General features: G+C 70.1%; 17 protein-coding genes. 4 read left to right on the plus strand and 13 right to left on the minus strand.

Annotated elements, in window-relative coordinates; all coding sequences use genetic code 11:
- The 5 genes from ABD844_RS31900 to ABD844_RS31920 form a co-directional block, all read right to left on the minus strand.
- The coding region (locus ABD844_RS31900) for a dihydrodipicolinate synthase family protein (protein WP_344886422.1) at nt 1–262 on the minus strand (262 nt) is incomplete at its 3' end.
- A 10-nt stretch (nt 263–272) separates the two neighbouring features.
- Complete coding sequence (locus ABD844_RS31905; protein WP_344886423.1) at nt 273–1,139, minus strand: carbohydrate ABC transporter permease; 867 nt, start codon at nt 1,137–1,139, stop codon at nt 273–275.
- The gene (locus tag ABD844_RS31910; protein WP_344886424.1) at nt 1,136–2,002 is read right to left on the minus strand and encodes a carbohydrate ABC transporter permease; all 867 of its coding nucleotides are present in this window, start codon (nt 2,000–2,002) and stop codon (nt 1,136–1,138) included. The genes ABD844_RS31905 and ABD844_RS31910 overlap by 4 nt, the downstream gene beginning before the upstream one ends.
- Before the next feature lie 20 nt (nt 2,003–2,022).
- Nucleotides 2,023–3,270, minus strand: coding sequence for an ABC transporter substrate-binding protein (locus ABD844_RS31915; protein WP_344886425.1), 1,248 nt, complete (start codon nt 3,268–3,270; stop codon nt 2,023–2,025).
- Between the two features lie 89 nt (nt 3,271–3,359).
- Nucleotides 3,360–4,511, minus strand: coding sequence for a DegT/DnrJ/EryC1/StrS family aminotransferase (locus ABD844_RS31920; protein ID WP_344886426.1), 1,152 nt, complete (start codon nt 4,509–4,511; stop codon nt 3,360–3,362).
- Between the two features lie 59 nt (nt 4,512–4,570).
- On the opposite strand from ABD844_RS31920, the gene ABD844_RS31925 reads away from it, so the two are divergent.
- On the plus strand, nt 4,571–5,776 hold the full coding sequence (locus ABD844_RS31925; protein WP_344886427.1) for a hypothetical protein: 1,206 nt from the start codon (nt 4,571–4,573) through the stop codon (nt 5,774–5,776).
- A gap of 96 nt (nt 5,777–5,872) precedes the next feature.
- On the opposite strand, the gene ABD844_RS31930 is transcribed toward ABD844_RS31925, so the two are convergent.
- The 3 genes from ABD844_RS31930 to ABD844_RS31940 form a co-directional block, all read right to left on the minus strand.
- Nucleotides 5,873–6,928, minus strand: a complete 1,056-nt coding sequence (locus ABD844_RS31930; protein WP_344886428.1) for a dihydrodipicolinate synthase family protein — start codon at nt 6,926–6,928, stop codon at nt 5,873–5,875.
- 35 nt (nt 6,929–6,963) lie between these two features.
- Nucleotides 6,964–7,980 (minus strand): NAD-dependent epimerase/dehydratase family protein, encoded by a 1,017-nt coding sequence (locus ABD844_RS31935; RefSeq protein WP_344886429.1) that lies wholly within the window; start codon nt 7,978–7,980, stop codon nt 6,964–6,966.
- A 78-nt stretch (nt 7,981–8,058) separates the two neighbouring features.
- Entirely contained in the window at nt 8,059–8,943 is an 885-nt protein-coding gene (locus ABD844_RS31940; RefSeq protein ID WP_344886430.1) for a Gfo/Idh/MocA family protein, read from the minus strand.
- Between the two features lie 169 nt (nt 8,944–9,112).
- On the opposite strand from ABD844_RS31940, the gene ABD844_RS31945 reads away from it, so the two are divergent.
- Nucleotides 9,113–11,110, plus strand: coding sequence for a ligand-binding sensor domain-containing protein (locus tag ABD844_RS31945; RefSeq protein ID WP_344886431.1), 1,998 nt, complete (start codon nt 9,113–9,115; stop codon nt 11,108–11,110).
- On the opposite strand, the gene ABD844_RS31950 is transcribed toward ABD844_RS31945, so the two are convergent.
- Nucleotides 11,089–13,128, minus strand: coding sequence for a hypothetical protein (locus ABD844_RS31950; protein WP_344886432.1), 2,040 nt, complete (start codon nt 13,126–13,128; stop codon nt 11,089–11,091). The two genes, ABD844_RS31945 and ABD844_RS31950, sit on opposite strands and share 22 nt — an antisense overlap.
- A 121-nt stretch (nt 13,129–13,249) precedes the next feature.
- Nucleotides 13,250–14,293 carry a hypothetical protein gene (locus ABD844_RS31955; protein ID WP_344886433.1) on the minus strand — a complete coding sequence of 348 codons (1,044 nt, stop codon included), beginning with the start codon at nt 14,291–14,293 and terminating at the stop codon, nt 13,250–13,252.
- A 148-nt stretch (nt 14,294–14,441) separates the two neighbouring features.
- Between ABD844_RS31955 and ABD844_RS31960 the strand changes: the two genes are divergently transcribed.
- A complete protein-coding gene (locus ABD844_RS31960) occupies nt 14,442–15,203 on the plus strand; it encodes a DinB family protein (protein WP_344886434.1) in 762 nt (253 codons plus the stop codon).
- A 199-nt stretch (nt 15,204–15,402) separates the two neighbouring features.
- Here the strand turns inward: ABD844_RS31960 and ABD844_RS31965 are convergent, their stop codons facing one another.
- The 3 genes from ABD844_RS31965 to ABD844_RS31970 are packed head-to-tail and all read right to left on the minus strand — an operon-like array spanning nt 15,403 to nt 16,992.
- Nucleotides 15,403–16,014, minus strand: a complete 612-nt coding sequence (locus ABD844_RS31965; protein WP_344886435.1) for a hypothetical protein — start codon at nt 16,012–16,014, stop codon at nt 15,403–15,405.
- A complete protein-coding gene (locus ABD844_RS53340) occupies nt 15,938–16,363 on the minus strand; it encodes a DUF6262 family protein (RefSeq protein WP_425568700.1) in 426 nt (141 codons plus the stop codon). The genes ABD844_RS31965 and ABD844_RS53340 overlap by 77 nt, the downstream gene beginning before the upstream one ends.
- Nucleotides 16,249–16,992 (minus strand): tyrosine-type recombinase/integrase, encoded by a 744-nt coding sequence (locus ABD844_RS31970; protein ID WP_344886436.1) that lies wholly within the window; start codon nt 16,990–16,992, stop codon nt 16,249–16,251. The genes ABD844_RS53340 and ABD844_RS31970 overlap by 115 nt, the downstream gene beginning before the upstream one ends.
- Before the next feature lie 69 nt (nt 16,993–17,061).
- Here ABD844_RS31970 and ABD844_RS31975 point away from each other — a divergent pair, with 69 nt between their 5' ends.
- Complete coding sequence (locus ABD844_RS31975; RefSeq protein WP_344886437.1) at nt 17,062–17,574, plus strand: NUDIX hydrolase; 513 nt, start codon at nt 17,062–17,064, stop codon at nt 17,572–17,574.
- Nucleotides 17,575–18,450: the final 876 nt, after the last annotated feature.

Genomic DNA, 18,450 nt, shown 5'->3' on the forward strand with positions numbered 1-18,450 from the left:
CGCCGCCCACGCCGACCAGCACCGGGACGCCCAGGGCGACGGCGCGCTCGACGACGGCGGCGCGCACGTCCGGCGCGAGATATGGGCCGCGCCCGGTGTGGGCGAGCACGGCCAGGCCGGTCGCGCCGTCGGCCACCAGGCCGGCGAGGTAACGCGAGACCAGGTCGAGGTCCACCTCACCGGACGCCGTCATGGGGGTGGCCGCGGCGGCGATCAGCGTGCCCCGCAGCCGGTCCCGGAGGTTCTGTGCCGAGATATCCACCCGAGAGAGCTTATTTCAGTCCGGTCATCGCGATGCTGTTCACCAGGTACCGCTGCAGCAGGAAGAACACCACCAGGCACGGCACCACCGACACGGCCGCCGACGCCATGAGCACCGACAACTGCATCTCCTCGGTACGCAGCGTGGTCAGGCCCACGGTCAGCGTGCGGGTGGCGTCGCTCTGCCCGACGACCAGCGGCCACAGGAAGTCGTTCCAGTGCCACAGGAACACGAACACACCGAGCGTGGCCAGGATCGGCCTGGTCAGCGGCAGCACGATCGTCCAGTAGACCCGCCACTCGGAGGCCCCGTCCACCTTGGCCGCGTCGAACAACTCGTCCGGCAACCCCAGGATGAACTGCCGCATCAGGAAGACGGCCTGCGAGTTCGCCAGCGTCGGCACGATCAGCCCCCAGAACGTGTCCACCCCGTTCAGGCTGTTGACCAGCACGAACGTCGGGATGAGCGTGGCCTGGAACGGCACCATCATGGTCGCGAGGAACGTCCAGAACATCGCCTCCCTGCCGGGGAAGCGCTTCTTGGCGAAGGCGTACCCGGCCATCGACGCGGTGAGCAGGATGACCACCACGGAGACCACGGCGTAGACCAGCGAGTTGACCGTCCAGGCGACGAACCCGGACGACTCCAGCACCCGCGTGAGGTTGTCCAGCGTGAGCGACTCGGGCCACTGCCGCGGCACGGTCGGCCGGCCCGCGGGCGACAGCGCCACGATGAACATCGCCACGAACGGGCTCACGGTCAGCACCGAGAGCAGGGCGAGCAGGGCCGCCAGCGGCCACCTGCCCCGCCACCAGGGGCGGCGGGCCGCGCGGGCAGGCTTGGCTCCGGTGACGGCGCGGGACGCGGTGATCGTCATGTGTTGCCCCGATCCAGGAAGCGGCGCTGGATCAATGACACGACCAGCACGATCGCGAACAGCACCATGCCCCAGGTGGCGGCGTAGCCGAAGTCGAAGGACCTGAAGCCATGGTCGTAGATGCCGTAGATGAGCGTGTAGGTGGCCCTGGCCGGGCCGCCGCCGGTCATCACGTAGACGGTGTCGAAGGTCTGGAACCCGCTGATCGTCTCGATCACCACCACGAAGAAGATCGTGGGCTTGAGCAGCGGCAGCGTGATCCTGCGGAAGCGCTGCCACGCGCTCGCCCCGTCGACCCTGGCCGCCTCCAGGTAGGAGGCGGGGATCGACTTCAGCCCGGCCAGCAGGATCAGCATCGAGTAGCCGAAGCCCTTCCACACCGACACCACGGCCAGCGCGGGCAGGACCACCGCCGACTCCTCCAGGAACGCCACCGGGCCGAGGTCGGCCTTGGCCAGCAGGCCGTTGATCAGCCCGTCGAACTCGTAGATCCAGCGCCAGATGATGCCCGCCAGCACGAAGCTGGTCACGTACGGGAGGAAGAGCATCCCGCGGAACAGCCCGCGCATGAAGACGACCTGGTTGAGCAGCAACGCCGTGCCGAGCGCCACGAGCAGGGTGAGCGGCACGTAGACCGCCACGTAGACGAGCGTGACCCGCAGGCTCAACCAGAAGTTCACGTCGTCGAGCAGCCGGGCGTAGTTGTCCGCGCCGATGAGGTCCCAGTCGCCGCCGATGTTCCAGTTCGTCAGGCTCATCCCCGCCGCCGCCAGCGACGGGAAGATCCGGAAGGTCAGGAACAGCACGAGCACGGGCAGCACGAACAGCAGGCCGGTGACCGGGTCACGCAAGCGTTGACGCACCAGGTGTTTCCTTTCCTCGCTCAGCCGCCGCTGGTGAGCAACTGGTCGGCCTCCTTGGCGGCCGCGTCGAGCGCGGTCCTGGCGTCCTCCTTGCCGAGCAGCGCCGCCTGGATGTGCGGGGCGAGTACGCCCATCACCTGGCGGGCCTTCGGGTGGGTGTCGCCGGGGAAGGCGTACTGCAGGGACTTGGCGAACTCCTTGGACGACTCCGACTGGCCGGGCACGGTCACGTCGGTGCGCGCGGGGAAGAACCCCGACTCCTTCGCCAGCTCGGCGGAGACCTCGGGCGAGGCCAGGTAGGTGGCGAGCTTCTTGGCGGCGTCCTTGTTCTCGCTGTGCCTGGCCAGCACCAGCGCGCCGGGGATGCCGAACGCGACCCGCTTCCTGGCCTCCAGGGGCAGGCCGATGCCGACGTTCTCGGCGCCGATGGCGGTGCCGAGCTGGTCGGCCTGCAGCGCGGTGGCCGCGTGGTACATGGCCGTCTTGCCGGCCGCCAGCGGGCCGCCCTCGATGTCGTTGCCCTTGCTGGCGGTGTTCTCCGGCAGGCCGCCCGCGGCCTTCAGGTCGAGCAGGAGCTGCAGGCTCTCCACGCCCTCAGGGCCGTTGAAAGCGACCGACCTGCCGTCGGCGGCGAAGACGGTGCCGCCGTTGGCCCACAGGATCGGGTAGAAGCTCTGGTTGAGGCTGACCTCGGGCTTGCCGGGGTAGTCGAGCACGGCGACCTTCTTGGCGGCCAGCTTGGGCGCGGCCTCCTTCAGCTCGGCCAGCGTCTCCGGGGCCTTGCCGACGCCCGCCTCCGCGAACAGCTTCTTGTTGTAGATGGGGGCGGTGATCGTCTGATAGACGGGGACGCCGTAGAGCTTGCCGTCGATGCTGAGGGCGGACAGCGAGTTGGGCAGGTAGGCGGCCTTGGCCGGGGCGACGACGTCGTCGACCGCCTCGATCGTGCCCTGCTGGGCGTACTGCGGGAGCTGGTCGGGACCGAGCACGACGAGGTCGAAGCCCGTCTTCGAGACCAGCGCGGTGGTGACCTTCTCCTGCCGCCCCTCCCAGGGCTGCTGGTCGATCTTGACGTCGATCGTGGGGTTCGCGGTCTCGAAGTCCTTCTCGACCTTGCCCCAGAACGCCTGGCTCTTCGCCTGGTCCGCGATCACGGGATACATCCACAGGGTCACCGTGCTCCGGTCCGAGCCGCTGCCGGATGATCCACACCCGGTGGCCGCGAGGCTCAGGGCGGCCACGACGCCGACTGCCGCTGCCTTTTTCATCGGCGGCTTCCTTTCGAAACTAATACCGGTCCTGACCGAAACCTAGTGAGCGGCTCTTGGTGGGGTCAATGCTTGATACATGACCGTAACTACGGACGAGCCCGAAATTTCGACATTTCATGGGCGATCAGCTCCACGTGCTCCGGGGTGTAGTTCTCGTTCCAGTCGATGACCAGCAGCGTACGGTCCACCAGCTCCTCGGCCCGCGGGCACGGATTCGGCTCGTAGCCGTCGAGGGGGTAGCGGGCGGCGCCGTAGATGGCCGCGTCCCACACCGGCGCCCTGTTCAGCGGCTCGGCGAGGTACCCGGCCCGCGCGGGGATCCCGGCCGCCGCCAGGTGCGCGGCCCGCTCGGGCGCGTCGCCGTCCGGGCACACGACAGGGAAGAGCCACCAGGCGTGGCCGCCGGGACGCGGCAGCCGTATCCCCGGCAGGTCCCCGAGGGCTTCGAGCAGCCGTACGGCGGTGCGGCGGCGGGCGGCGACCACCCCGGGCAGCTTGACGAGCTGGGCGCGGGCCACGGCGGCCTGCAGCTCGGTCATGCGGTAGTTGAGCCCGAAGGCGGCGTGCGACCGCCCCGCCGCGCGGTCCCATCCCTTGTCGGAGAAGAGCCGCATCCTCCTGGCCAGCTCGTCGTCGTCGGTGATCGCCACCCCGCCGTCCCCGCAGGTGATGTGCTTCCACTGCTGCAGGCTGAGGCAGCCCACCTGGCCCACGGTCCCCGCGAGCCGGCCGCCGGGGAGCCCGGTCAGCCACGCCTGCGCGCAGTCCTCGATCAGCGCCAGGCCGTGCTCGTCGGCGAGCGCGCGCAGCTCGTCGATCCTGGCGGGCGCGCCGAACAGGTGGACCGCCATGATCGCCTTCGTACGGGGGCCGATCCGCGCCGCCACCGCCTCCGGGTCGAGATTGCCGTCGGAGGGATCGACATCGGCGAAGATAGGGACCGCGTTTTGCGCCAAGATGGGGGCCACAGTCCCGAAGTCCGTGATCGGTGTCGTGATGATCTCGTCCCCAGGGTCCGGCGCCGCCGCGACGACCGCCAAGTGGAGGGCCGCGGTGCCGGAGCTGCAGGTGATCGCGTGGCGGGTGCCGTACACGTGCGCGATCTCGCGCTCCAGCGCGCGCGCCTCGGTCCCCCACACGGAGTTGAGCATGCCCGAGCGGATCACCCGCTCGGCGGCGGCCACCTCCTCGTCGCCGAGCGTACGGCCGTCGCTCTCGGCCATGGACGGGAACTTCACCGGGCACCTCACAAGTTATGATTGCGGTCTAGACCGAAACGAGCAAGAGGGAGGCGTGGGTGGGAATCGTCATCGGTGTCGTCGGCCCGCATGACCTGGTCGACGACGTCGCGGCCGTCTGCGAGGAGCAGCCCGGCGTCAGCACGCTGCGCCTCGACTACGACCACGAGTCGCAGGCGCCCGCGATCGTCGAGGCGCACGCCGCCGCCGTCGAGGGGTGGCTGTTCACCGGCATAGTGCCGTACATGCTCTCCCGCGACGCCGAGGCGCTCACCCGTCCGGCCGCGTTCGTCGACTACTTCGGCGCGACACTGCTCAACGCCCTGGTACGCCTCCAGCACCAGGGCCAGGAGATCACCCGGCTGTCGATCGACACGCTGTCGGCCGCCGACGTCAACGCGACGTTCGCCGAGGCCGGGCTGCCGACCGGCGAGGTGCGCACGCTTCCCTACCGGCCGGAGATGACCTCCAAGCGGGCGATCGCCTTCCACCGCAAGGGGCCCGCGCACCCGGTGATCACCTGCCTCAGCTCCGTGCACGAGGCCCTGCGTGACGAGCTGCACGTGCTGCGCCTGGTGCCGTCCGTGCACTCCGTACGCGCGGCGCTGCGCCAGCTCATGCTGACCGCCGAGGGGCAGGTGCAGGAGGACGCGCAGATCGCGCTCGGGCTCATCGAGGTGGCCAACGAGGAGGGACTGCTGCGCGAGGCGACGGCGCTCGGCGGCACGCTGGCGGCCTTCCGCGGCGGCACGCACCTGCTGGTGACGACCCGCGGGCCGCTGCACGACGCCACGGGCGGCTTCACGGGGCTGCCCATGCTGGCACGGCTGGCCGCCGAGAACGACGTGGTCCGCGTAGGTTTCGGCCTGGGCCGCAGCGCGGCGGAGGCGGAGAGCCTGGCCCGCCGCGCGCTGGCCAGGGCGCGGCGGCTCGGCGAGGTCTCCGCGGTCCTGTCGCTGCGCGTGGACACGGACATCGTCCTGGAGTCGGCGCCGATCGTGCCCGCGGGCGACAAGAACCTGTCGGTCATCGCCCGGCGGGTCGGGCTGTCGGTGCCCACGCTGGAGAAGCTCATGGAGGCGCGGGCCGCCGCGGGGAACGAGCCGCTGACGACCCGCGAGATCGCCGACCGCCTCGCCGTCCAGCAGCGCACGGCCCGCCGTATGCTCCACCGCCTGGAGCTGGCGGGCCTGGCGGAGCGGACGGGCAACCTCACCAGCGGCTCCAGCGGACGCCCTCTGACCCTCTACCGCCTCACCCTCTGAACCCCACGAACCCCCCGAACCGCCTGACCGCCCCGCCGGTGGCACGGGGCGGGCTGGTGCGGGGCGGGCTGGTGCGGGGCCGGGCCGGGTCATCGGTCAGGACAGCCAGCGGCTCAGGCCGTCGGTGACGAACTCGTCGTCCCTGAGCCACGGATACGCGGCCCAGATCCGGTCGATCTCCGCCAACTGCCCCGGCGACAGGTCCTCGTCCGGGTCGAGGCACCAGCGTCCCTCCAGCAGCCCCTGACGGCGCAGCACCTCGTGGATGCCCGGGATGCAGCCGCGGAAGCCGTTGGCCGAGTCGAAGATGGCGGCGTTCGCGTCGGTCAGGTGGCCGTCGAGGGTGAGCAGCCGTCGCACCGCCGCGTCGTCGCCGCCCTGCGCGAGCTTGGCCTCCTCCAGCAGTTCCACGGCCCGCCGCACCCACACCGCCCACTGGCCGAGCAGCCCGCCGACGAACTCGACCTCGACCTCGCGCCCGTCCACCACCACCCGGTGCCCGGTGACGAGGTCGGCCAGGATGTGGTCGTCGTTGCCCGTGTAGAGGGCCACCTCCCCGGCCCGCCCGGCCCGTACGACGCCGTGCAGGACGTCCAGCGTCCGGTACCGGTCGAAGGGGGCGACCTTGATGCCCACCACGGACTCCACGGCGGCCAGACGCGTCCAGAAATTTCTTGACAAGGGGCGTCCGCCCACTGCGGGCTGCAGATAGAAGCCGATCACCGGCAGCACCTCGCCCACCGCCCTGGCCCGGTCGATGAGCGCGTTCTCGTCGAGGTCGCGGTGCGGGCTGAGCAGCACCATGTGGTACCCGTGCAGCCTGGCCAGCTCCGCCTCCGCCACGGCCTGCGCGGTGGGCCCGGTGGCCCCGGCCACCAGCACCACCTCGCGCTCGAACTCCCCGGCGGTCCGCGCCGCCAGTTCGAGCACGGGGGGCAGCAGGCCGGTGCCGTGGATGGCGAACTGCGTGGTGTGCACCCCCACCGCCAGGCCGCCCGCCCCGGCCTCGACGTAGTAGCGGGTCAGCGCCCGCTGGCGGCGCTCGTCCAGTTTTCTGTCCTCGGTGAGCGCGAGCGGGTGCGCCGGGATCACGAGGCCGCGCCTGAACAGGTCGTGCACAGACGTCTGCGCCTCTGGAGCCGTGCTGAGCACGTGAAGGTCCCCCTTTGACGTTGATGGCATGCGGGTCAGAAGCGCCCGTCGCGGCGCTCGAACTTGGTGGGCTTGCCGAGCAGCGGCCCGCCGCCCGCGACCCAGCGCGCGGTGTGCTCGATGAGCTCGGCCGGGGTCAGCTCCGGGTAGCCGAACAGCCGGTGGCAGCGCGCCGCGTTCGACAGCAGCGCGGTCGGCGCCTCCTCGCCGGTGAACACGGGCTCCTTGCCGAGCGCGGCGCCGAGGGCCTGGGCGGCCTGCCGTACGGAGATCAGCTCGGGGCCCGTCACGTTCAACACGTACGGCGGCGTGTCGGCCAGCGCCAGGGACCGGAGCGTGACCTCGTTGGCGTACCCCTGCCAGACCACGTTCACCTGCCCGGTCGAAAGGTCCACGGGCTCGCCGGCCAGGACCTTCTGCGCCAGATCGACCAGGACGCCGTAGCGCAGCTCGACCGCGTAGTTGAGGCGGATCAGCGACGTCGCCGTGCCGTACCTCTCGGCGAAGTGCGTCAGCACCCGCTCGCGGCCGAGGCAGCTCATCGCGTAGTCGCCCACGGGGCCCACGGGCGTGTCCTCGGTGCAGCCGCCGCTGGTGACGGGGACGAGCGGGTAGACGTTCCCGGTGGACAGGGCGGCGATCCTGCTGTCCCTGAACCGGTCGGCGACCCGGCCGGGCAGGTAGGTGTTGGTGAACCAGGTGGCGTGCTCGCGCCCCTGCGTGCCGAACTTGGCGCCGACCAGGAAGACGACGTTCGCGGCGTCGGGAAGGTCGCGCAGCGCCCGTTCGTCGGCCACGTCGGCGGGCACCACCGTGGCCCCTTCCGCCGCGAGCGTCTCGGCGAGGCCCGGCTCGGAGAAGCGGGACACGGCGATGATCCGCCGCTCGCGCCCCGCCGCGCCGGTGGCTCTGAGCGCCAGCCGGACCAGGCTCGGCCCCAGCTTGCCCCCGGCGCCCAGGATCAGGATGTCGCCGTCGAGCCTGCTCAGATCGTCCACGAGCCCGGCGCTGGGCCGCGCCAGCCGCTCCTCGAGTTCCGCTGTCGTCCGCACGCGGGTTCTCCTCCATCGGTCAGTTACGGTCCAGACCGTAACCGGGGCCGACTTCGGCTGTCAACGGGTACGGCCCGGTCAGGCGCTCTCGCGGGCGCGGACCAGCACCTCGAGGATGGCCCTGGTCTCCCCCCATGGCACCGGGCTGGGCGCGCCGCGCACCATGGAGAGGAACGCGTCGATGGTCCCCTCGTACCCGAGCTGCCTGACCGGATCGTCACCGCTCTCGATCACGATGGCGCTGGAGCCGTCGCGCCCGTGCAGGGTGACGCCGTAGGACTCGTCCCGCGAGACGCCGAGGATCTCGACCGTCCCCACGACGCCGCTGCCCCACCGCAGCGCGATCACACCGGTGTCCTCCGAGCGCAGCCCCTGGTAGTGCCGCCTGGCCCCGGCGGCGCCCACCAGCCGTACGTCCGGCCCGAGCAGGGCGACCAGCAGCTCCACGCCGTGGATCCCCATGGTCACCATGGTCCCGCCCCCCTCGCCCGGCGTGTCCTGCCAGGCGTTGTAGCCGCCGGCCCACAGGCCCACGTCGTGGCGGACGGTGGCCCGCACGGCCAGTACGTCTCCGGGATCGACCAGGGTCCCGGCGAAGGCGGGCGCGAAGCGCAGCACCGAGGTCGACAGCACCCGCTCGTGGATCGCCAGCCGGTCGAGCGCGTCGAGCTGGGCCCTGGTGGCGACGGCCGGCTTGTTGACGAAACAGGGCACGCCGGTCTCGAGCACCCGCGCCAGCGCCTCGGGCACCTGCGGGTTGGGCACGGTCAGCACCACGCCGTCGGGCCCGGTGGCCAGCGCCTCGCCGAGGCTGCCGGCCACCTTCGCCCCGGGGTGCTCCTCGGTGAAGCGCCGCAGCCGCTCGGGGTCCTGCTCCCACACCACCAGCTCGGCGTGGCGGGCCAGGGTGCGGGCGTCGGTGTACGGATGGCTGGTGGCGAGCCCGGCGAGAGCAACACGCACGATCGTCTTCCCTTCCTGACGGAAATGGGCACCATCATGGCAGCCCAGTGGCCCGGCGGCCCGGCCAGCCCGGCGAGCGCCCGCCCGCGCGCCGCAGGGTCTCCCCCGGCTCTTGCCATAACCTGATCACCGAAATACGGTCGGGACCGTTAATTGCCTAGGAGGCTTTGTGAAAGTCCGTCTCGCGGCGTTCGCCGCCGCCCTCCTCCTCGTCCCGCTCGTCCCGGCCCCCGCACTGGCCAGTTCGCCCACCCCGGCGGCGGCGCAGGTGGCTCCGCCCACCGGCTGCGGGTTCCAGAACCTCGGCACGATGCCGCTCGTCGGCGCGACGACGGCGGGCACCGCGCTCGACCCCACGTACCGGCGAGGTCCCCGCGTCTACTCGGTCACCTCCAGCGCCTCGGGACCGGCCGTGCTCGGCATCCGCGACGCCCGCGACGGCTCGCTCGTCGCCGAACGCCCGCTGCCGCTCGCGCTCGGCTCGTGGGCGGTCACCGTCGCGCCCGACCACTCGGTCTACGTCGGCTCCTACAACGCCACCGCCGGCGCGATGGGCCGCCTGTTCCGCTACGTCCCCGAGACGGACACGGTGACCGAGGCGGGCATCGCCATCCCCGGCGAGACCTTCATCTGGACGGTGGCCGCCTCCCGCGACGGCAGATCCGTCTACGGCGGAACCTCTCCGAGCGGCAAGCTGTTCCGCTACGACGTGGCCAGCGGCCGGTTCACCGACCTGGGCAGCCCGCTGCCCGGCGAACAGTACGTGCGGGACCTGGCCATCGGCGGGGACGGCACCATCTACGCGGGCATGGGCGCCACGTCCATGAAGGTCGTCGCGCTCACCCCGGAAGGCCGGGTGAAGAAGGTCATCGACGCGCCGATCGCCGGCGACGGCTGGGCCTACGACGTGGACATCGTCGGGAGGTACCTGCTCGTACGCTTCGTCACCACCACCGCCACCAACCCGATGGGCGTGTACGACCTGAGAACGGGCCGCTGGAAGGACGTCGTCGACGACGTGGACAGCCTGACCCTGGGCGGCGGGGCGCGCGGCGATCACGTCTACCTGTTCCAGGGCGACGAACTCACGAGATACGACCTCGATCGGGGCCGGGCGACCAGGCTCGGCTTCACCGACTACGGCGACGGCGCGGCCCGCCCGCTCGGCTGGCTCGGCAACACCCTGGTCGGCACCGCCTCCACCGGCAAGATCTGGCACTACGACAGCAGGACCCGCCAGGGCGAGGTCTTCGAGACCACGCTGAACGGCCAGCCGGTCAGCGTCAGGTCGATGGGGATCGGCCCCGACGGGCGGGTCTACGCCGGTGGGTTCTTCACCGGCGGGCTGGCCGCCTACGACACCGCGACCGGCGAGAGCCAGTTCTGGCCCAACGTCGGCCAGAGCGAGGGCATGGTCACCCACAAGGGCAAGCTCTACCTGGGCGTCTATCCCGGCGCGCGCATCTACGAGTGGGACGGCGAGGCTCCCAGGCAACTGCTCACGCTGTCCGAGCAGGAGCAGGACCGGCCGTTCGCCATGGTCTCGGCGGGCGACCACCTGGCCTTCGGCACCGTGCCCAAGAGCGGCGCCGCCGGGGGCGCGCTCGGCCTGTACGACCCGGCGACCGGCGACACCGTGATCAGGCGGAACATCGTCCCCGGCCACTCCATCGTCGGCCTGGCCTACCGCGACGGCGTCGTGTACGGCGCGACCTCGGCGTTCGGCGGTCTCGGCCGGCCGCTGGACACCGTGGCGTACGTCTTCGCCTACGACATCGCCACCGACACCGTGAAGTGGCAGACCGCGCCCGTGCCCGGCGACCTGTCACTCGGCTCGATCACCTTCGACGACCGGGGCAGGCTGTGGGGCATGACCCCGGACGCCGTCTTCGAGATGGACCCGGCGACCGGCCAGACCCTGCGCACCGCCAAGCACCAGGACTACCCGTGGGCGAACCAGACGCAGGTCTGGCTGGACACCAACATCGAGTTCCACGCGGGCGCGATCTGGGCCAAGGCGCAGGGCAAGGCGTACCGGGTCGACCGGGACACCCTCGCGTTCACCCAGATCGTCCGCCCGGTGTCCCTCATGCTGAAGGCACCGGACGGACATCTCTACCTGTCACGCAACGAGAACTTCTACACCTACCGGATCTGCGGCTCATAACGGAGGAGGGTCGCCCCTTCCGCGAAGTACACGTCACCGGACCTGTGCACCGCCAGTTGGTGCACAGGTCCTTCCCTGAGTACGGTGTGCCGCCGTGACCTCGGGTCGAACTGGAAGAGCGAGGATCCGGCATGCGCGCCGTAGAGTTTGCGGTCGCGCCGGTTGAACTCGAGCCTGCCGCTCGCGCTCGTGCTCGCCGACAGCGTGACCGTGGTGACGACCTTGCGTGCTCCGACGTCGACGGCGAAGACGGCGCCACCCGCGATGCCCCAGAGCCTGCCCCTGTCGTCGAAGGTCAGGCCGGGGATCGCGGGCTTGCCAGGGGCCGGGACCAGCTCCCAGAGCAGCCTGTTCTCACGTACCGACCAGGCGAACAGCTTGGCCTCCGGCTGGGTGGGCGGCGTGGCGCTCTGGCCGCTGTAGATCGAGGTGCCGCCGTAGACGACGCCGTCGCGGTAGGCCAGGGAGACGATCGACTGGTCGGTGATCACGTTGCGCTTCGCCGACTTGAGCGCGCCGGTCCTCGGGTCCCAGACGGCCAGCACGCCACCGAGGTGGCCGAGGTCGGGCATGGTGCCGACGGCGAGGTAACGGCCGGCCGAGACCATCGCCCTGGGCCTGATCTGCTTGTCGGCGCTGAGGTCGAAGAGCCTGGCCGGGTTGGCGGCCGGGCCCGGTTCGGGGCTCGGGGAGTACTCCGTGCTGTTCCAGGGCAGCTCCGGGTCGTAGGAGTAGACCCGGGCCTCGGGGTAGGCGCCGACGTAGAGCCTGCCGTCGTGGCTGGTCATGCCCTCGCTCTGCGAGAACGTGTGGAACTCCTCCGGCCGGCCCGTCTTGGGGTCGATGGCGGCGAAACCGCCGTTGAGGAAGCCTCCCGCGTACATCCTCCGGTCGGGGCCCTCGGAGAGGGCGGTGATGTCGATGGGTTCGCCCTTGATGCCGGTCTGGACGAACGACCTGGCCCCGGTCTGCGGGTTGTAGCGGAACATCAGACCGCGCCAGAGCAGGCCGACCACGCTCCTGCCCGGGTAGTCGGGCAGGCCGAGTTCGGCCCAGCCGATGCCGCGCGTGTTGGCGACCCTCCCGGTGATCGGTACGCCGGTGCCGGTGACGGTCCCGGTGCCCGGGTCGTAGCGGACCAGTTCGCCGGACTTCACCAGGTAGACGCGTCCCTGCTCGTCGGGGGCCGAGACGTCGAGGCCGTGCGCGGCGTCCAGGGAGCCCGCCCAGGCGCCGGCCGCGATGTCCCAGACGTGCAGCGGGCCAGGGCTGGCTCCGCCGAAGCGCACGTACAGGTGGCCGCCGGCCACGTTGACGTCGTAGGCCCACTTGCCTGCCGGGTCGAGGCCCGCGGGGAGCGGGATGCTCTTCACGGCCCCGCTGGCGGCGTCCACCTCGAACAGCGCCGCCGGGTCCTCGGTGCCGGCGTAGATCTTGCCGCCGCCGGCCGAGACGCTGCGGACGTAGGCGTGGGACGGTGACAGCTTGCCGTAGTCGCGCACGCCGGTCGCCGGGTCGTAGGCGAACAGCCTGCCGCCGGGCGAGGTCCCGCCGTACACGGTCGCGCCCTCGCCGGGGGCGACGCTCCAGATGAAGTTCTCCGAGGCGATCGGGCGGCCGAGGTCCTGGACGCCGCCCTGTTCGGTCCAGCGGTAGAGGCGGCCGTCGCCGTAGCTGCCGACGTACACGCTGCCGTCGGGGGTGGCGTCCACGGCCCACGAGCCGCCGGCTCCCGGCAGGTCGAACCTGGCCACCTCGGCGCCGGTCCCGGGATCCACGGCGTTGAGCCTGGCCGGGGTGCCGGAGGAGGCGGACCACAGCACGGTCCTGCCACCGGTGCCTGGGGCGACCGCGCCGCCGATGAGCAGGACGTCCTGAAGGGGCACACCAAGGTCGGTGATCTTCCCGCCGGACACGGCTTCGCCCGGCGCCACGCCGGCCGCGTTGGCCGCGTTGGCCGTGGGTAAGGCGAGCGTGACGGCGAGAGCGACGGTCGCCAGCCTTCTTATAAGGGTCATGCCCGAAAAGCTAAGAACGATGGAAGATCCCCGTCAAGAGCCTCAAGGCTGTAATTCCGGGCGGGCCCGGAATTACAGCCGTGAGTAGCGCCTCCAGCCGCGTCCGGCACGGCCGGGCGTGTCAGCGGAAGTCGGTGATCCGAAAGACGGAGATCATGTCAGACTTGCGAGGGTCCGCCGAGGCCGAGTTGTAGAAGGCGGCCTCGGCGCCCACCCAGCCGTGGAACGCGCCGTTGTCGTCGATGATCTGCATGAGCGGCTTGACGTGGGAGTTGCCCGAGTGGCAGAACTCACCGCGTTCCATGGCCAGGCAGGTGCACCAGTGCCACAAGGTGTCGCGGCGGTCGGCGTTGGTGATCTTCATGAGGTAGTACTGGATGGAGCTGACGTTAGGGCCCGTGCCCCCGCCGTAGTTGGGGCATCCGCCCGCGGCCTGGCAGGCGCCCGCCGACGAGGGCTGCACGTACGTCAGGCACCAGGTCGTGGTGTCGCAGGTGCGGAAGGACGAGTGGGCGAAGGTCTGGCCGTTGGAGGTGCCGACGTTGTCGCCCGACCAGCTCACCAGGTCCTGCTTGAGCACGCCGGGGAACGCCTGGACCGTGCTCATCGCCCGGCGGGTGCCGAGGTCTGCGTTGCTGCCGTAGCCGTAACCGTGGGTGGCGAGGGTGTTGTACTTGAAGTCCAGGCGGGCGAGGGCGCCGTCGGCGGACGGCCGTACGTACCACTCCTCGTTCCAGGTCTGGGCGATGTTCCAATGGATGCGCACCACGTCATCGGCCAGGCTGTAGGTGCCGGTGCGGGTCTCGTCCGGCGCTCCGGTGAATCCGCCGGCGGTGAGCACCTCGCAGGTGCGCACCCGCGAGGTGGACGAGCCGGACGTCGTCGAGCAACTGGAGTCGGGGACGGTTCCGGTGCCCTGCCGGGCCTCCGGGTGGCGCTGCCACCACAGGTAGGTGCTCGCCGTCACGGTCCCGTCGTCGGCGAACCGGTAGGTGCCCAGGCGCACCCAGTTCTCCCGGGACGCGGCGGCGAGGTTTCCGAGCGTCACCACGTAGTTGGCCTTTCCGCCCGGAGGAGCGACCGCCTCTCGGGAGGCGGCGGCGCCGGGCGGGGGCAGGGTCACGGCGGCGAGAGCGGCGAGAAGGGCGGCGAGAAAGATGCGCATGGGGCCTCCCGAAGACTTCCGTTCGATGGCCGAGCTACACGCGATTGTCCAGCCTTGGCGCGTTTCGGTCTATACCGAAATTGGCGCGGATGCCTCGTCCTGACGCGGCGAGCTGTGCCGTCAGACCGGTACCGGCACAATGGCGCGGATGACGACCCAGTACGACAACACCGACGCCTTCCGTGGCGCGAGCTTCACCAGCGCCACCTTCGCCACCGCGAAATTCCGCGACTGCGACATGCGCCAGGTCAAGATCGTCGACTCCCTGCTCGTGGACGTCAACGTGTCAGGAGAAATACGCAACTTCCTGGTCAACGACGTGGACGTCACGCCGTTCGTCGAGGCCGAGCTCGACCGGCGACATCCCGAACGCGTGCAACTGCGGGCGATGCGGTCAGCCGATGACTTCCGCGCGATGTGGGACACCCTCGAACGGCTCTGGACGGAAACGATCGCCCGGGCGGAGAAACTGCCGGAGGCGGCCCGCCACGAACGGGTCGACGGCGAGTGGTCGTTCGTCGAGACGCTTCGCCACCTGGTCTTCGCCACCGACGCCTGGGCGAGCCGGACGATCCTCGACGAGCCGACGCCGTTCCACCGGCTCGGCCTGACCCACACCGGTTATCCGGCCGCGGACGCGGCGGCACTCGGCCTCGACCTCGGTGCGCGCCCCTCGTACGCGGCGGTGATGGAGGCGCGCGCCGACCGGATGGCGCTGGTGCGAGGCATCGTCGGCAGCCTCACCGACACCGGGCTCGCACGGACGTGCACGCGCGCCCCCGCCCCCGGCTATCCCGAGGAGCCGGGCTCGGTCGGCGGTTGCCTGCGCGTGGTGATGGACGAGGAGTGTGAACACCGCCGCTACGTGGTGCGCGACCTCGCGGTACTCGAAGCGCGCCGACCCGGCTGACGGTCGCCGCGGCGAACCGGGCAGGGCGTCCAGCGGGTCACCGTCATTATCTGGAGTCCTCTCGATGGCCGAGGCTTTGACCTGCGGTGGTGCCTTGCGGACGAGGTCTGGGACGCGGATGCCGTTGGCGCGAAGGCACCCCGCTCATGGCCGGGGATCGTTACTCAAGCGTTGCCTGCACGGGGGGGAGTGGGAGTGCTCAGAGATAGTCGCGCCAGAACGGGACGGTGGCTTGAGGCGCCCAGTCTTCGGGATGCTCGGGCCGGGGCTCTTCGAACTCCTGGTTGATGTAGTCGAGCAGGTCGGCGCCGTAGTAGATGATGTCGCTGCCCCACATCGACAGCACCGGGTGGCCGAAGGTGCCGTGTCCCGCGGGCAGGAACCTGTGCCCATAGACGGGAACCATTCTTGGCACCCCGGCCAGCTGCGACCGTGCCAGGGCGACGGCCGCTTCGCCGGAATCCGGCCGCTCGCCCCAGGCGGGTTGCCAGTGCCCCTGCTGGATGTCCTGGAGCAGGAAGTCGATCGGCCAGTCGAGGTGCTGGCGGAGTTCGTCGGGATCGCCGTTGCGCCAGTCTGGCCATGGTCTTTCCCACACGTAGCTGGTGTCTGGTTCCTCTTCCCGCGGTTCGTGGACTGGCAGTCCGGCGGCAAGGAAGGCTCGGTGGTCGTCGGCGAACTCGAATCCGTATTCGTACTCTATGCGAGCGAACTCCGCGTCGGTCAGGCCCTCCTCAATCACACAGCAGTCCAGATGGACCAGGCGATGCGCGGCCTGCCTTCCGAGTTGAGCTCCTCCTTCGCTGATCATGTTCGAACCGTATCGCGGATGCCCTGTGCCATGGGCCCGCCACCGGGGCGATCGCTGGGCCTGGCTGCTGGTCGGAGGTGGCCGGTTCATCTGAGTGAGCGCAGTTCGCCGAGTACCGCAAGGCCGGTGTGGTCCTCGCCGAGGCACGGAGCTTGTCGATCTCGGTGCGGAGATCGGGCTGGCTGCATAGCCAGGACCGGGAGACGCCCGCTTCGCGGGCGACCGTCTCGATCGTTATCGGTCGGCCGGTGGCGTCGAGGCGCCGGAGCGCTCGCGTTGCCTTCTCCCGGGTTGAGCGGCTGCGCTCCTTGGCCGCGGCGACCAGATGGTGGGAGTTGTCAGCCCGCACTGGCCACCTCCGTGTCTTCGGTCGGGTCCCGGTCGGCTTCCAGCGCGGTGATGATCCAGTCCAGGTTTCCCCAGGACCTGCTCGTTCATCTCGACGACGCGGGTGTGCCCGGCGGTTTCCGCGGTCTCGATGAGCTTCAGGGTGCGGCGTCGCTGCTTGTGGTGCTCGGGCAGAAACTCGGGGGTCGTGATGAAGACCGGGCATGTCAGGCAGGCGTTGGCGTGCGGGCAGGTCTTTTGGACCGGCAGGCCGCAGTAGCCGTTGGGCAGCGGCTGTTTGGCCGGGGCGAGTCGGTCTTTGAGCCAGGCGGCGTCGGCCAGCGGCCCAGCAGGGTCGAGCTCAACAGCCTGTCCGGTGATGTTGACCTTGCGGGCGTTCTCCCAGTGCCGTCTGACGGTGGCGTCGTGCAGGCGGGCGTAGTGCGAGGTCATCGCATGTGACTGGTGATCGAGGAGTTGCCGGACGACTTCTTGCGGAACGTCCAGGTTGATCAGCCGGGTCGCAAAGGTGTGCCTTCTGCCCGCACTCGCTGTGTGCGGTTGTGTTCGTGTGGCGATCGAGCAGGTGGCTTTCCATCGGGGTGTTCGCGCTGGGGGTCGTCGCTCGTGCTGCGTTTCCGAGTAGGTCATGTGATGCAGATCACTGGCTTGGAGTGCTCGTAGTGCAGATCGTCGGTGGTGCCTGCGATCGTGTCCTGCGTGGGCGAGCTGGTCGAGCGGGTGGATGAACGGGACCGCGTGCTGGGGGTCGTGGACCGGGCAGAGGCGGAGCGTCGGCGATGGATGCATCGGATCGCGACGACGATCTGTCGCGATCCGATGCGGCGGATCCTCGTGCTGCGCCGAGCTGAACAGCTCACTCGCTTTCCCGGCCGCTATGACGTGATGGTCGGCGGTGCCGTGGACGTGGGCGAGTCGTATGAGGACGCGGCGGCCCGCGAGCTGTCCGAGGAGCTGGGTGCCGACGTCCCGGTGCGTTTCATGTTCAAGTTCCTGTGCCGGGATGGGGTCAGTCCTGTCTGGTTCGGGGTGCATGAGGCCGTGATCATCGAGCCATTGGTTCCGGATCCGTCCGAGATCGCTTGGCATGCCTGGCTCACAGAGCTCGAACTGCGGGGGGCCGTTGATCGATGGCCTTTCGTTCCCGGTGGGCGAGAGGCGTTGCGCCGATATTGGATATCCGGGACCGAGGGCCGGCCGTCGGCTGGCTGATCGGCGGCATCATGTCGGGTGGGTGGCTCAGCTGCATGGCCCGATGCCCGTAGTCCGGGCTGGCAGCCGACGTACTCCGGTGTCGCGGTCGTGCTGGCGGCGGAGTTGGAGGATCTCTTCGTGTTGGGCAGCGAGGCGCGAGAGCGCTTCTTTGCGGAAGTCCGTTAGTTCTTCGACCGTCTGACCTTGGTGGGCGAGGCGGTCTTTGAGTGCGGCGATCTCAGCTTTGAGCCGGTTGATCTGGGCGTCGCGGGGGTCGGGGGTGTCTCCGGCTTCGCGAATGACGGCGAGCCGTGTTTCGAATTCTTCGCGCAGGTGGGCGTAGGGGCGGGGTGCGGGAGTGCAAGAACAACGGCTCTGGCCCACTTTCGGTGGTGACGGAACGTGATAGCTCGTGTCGGTCCACGGCCATCTCGCCGTGCTGTGCCAGCGTGACGCCGGTGTGGCGTAAAGGATCTTGCGGAGCTGGTGTTCCCCCAACTGGCCGGCCGGCTTCGCTCTCCTTCGCCGCCGCATCCTGCTCGGCTAGCTACATTCCGTCACCACCGAAAGTGGGCCAGAGCCGTTATCTAGACACACCCATCCCTGAGCCGTACGCACGAGTCCAAGATGGCCTGGACCTCAGCGATCGCGAGAACACGCGGGATCAGTCTGGGCGCCTTGAGCTTGACCGTCCGCTGCCGTTGCGGCTGGGTCCTTGGCGATGGTGCTGCAAGAACGGCTTCCACGCTGTCCTCGAACCGGCGTAGGGCCGTCAGGTGATGAGCAGTTCCCCGAGGTCCAGGCCGTGCCGTGCGTGGAACTCGTAGAAGGAGCTCAATGCCTACAGCTTTCGGTTGATGCTGCTGCTCGAACAGTGGGCGGCGACCGAGGGCA

Source organism: Nonomuraea antimicrobica, from assembly GCF_039536965.1.
GTDB lineage: Bacteria > Actinomycetota > Actinomycetes > Streptosporangiales > Streptosporangiaceae > Nonomuraea > Nonomuraea antimicrobica.

Excerpts from the sequence above, each read along its gene's own strand:
- ABD844_RS31905 (WP_344886423.1), bottom strand. The coding sequence starts at position 1,139 with ATGACGATCACCGCGTCCCGCGCCGTCACCGGAGCCAAGCCTGCCCGC.
- ABD844_RS31915 (WP_344886425.1), bottom strand. The coding sequence starts at position 3,270 with ATGAAAAAGGCAGCGGCAGTCGGCGTCGTGGCCGCCCTGAGCCTCGCG.
- ABD844_RS31950 (WP_344886432.1), bottom strand. The coding sequence starts at position 13,128 with ATGACCCTTATAAGAAGGCTGGCGACCGTCGCTCTCGCCGTCACGCTC.
- ABD844_RS31955 (WP_344886433.1), bottom strand. The coding sequence starts at position 14,293 with ATGCGCATCTTTCTCGCCGCCCTTCTCGCCGCTCTCGCCGCCGTGACC.
- ABD844_RS31960 (WP_344886434.1), top strand. The coding sequence starts at position 14,442 with ATGACGACCCAGTACGACAACACCGACGCCTTCCGTGGCGCGAGCTTC.
- ABD844_RS31965 (WP_344886435.1), bottom strand. The coding sequence starts at position 16,014 with ATGATCAGCGAAGGAGGAGCTCAACTCGGAAGGCAGGCCGCGCATCGC.
- ABD844_RS31970 (WP_344886436.1), bottom strand. The coding sequence starts at position 16,992 with ATGACCTACTCGGAAACGCAGCACGAGCGACGACCCCCAGCGCGAACA.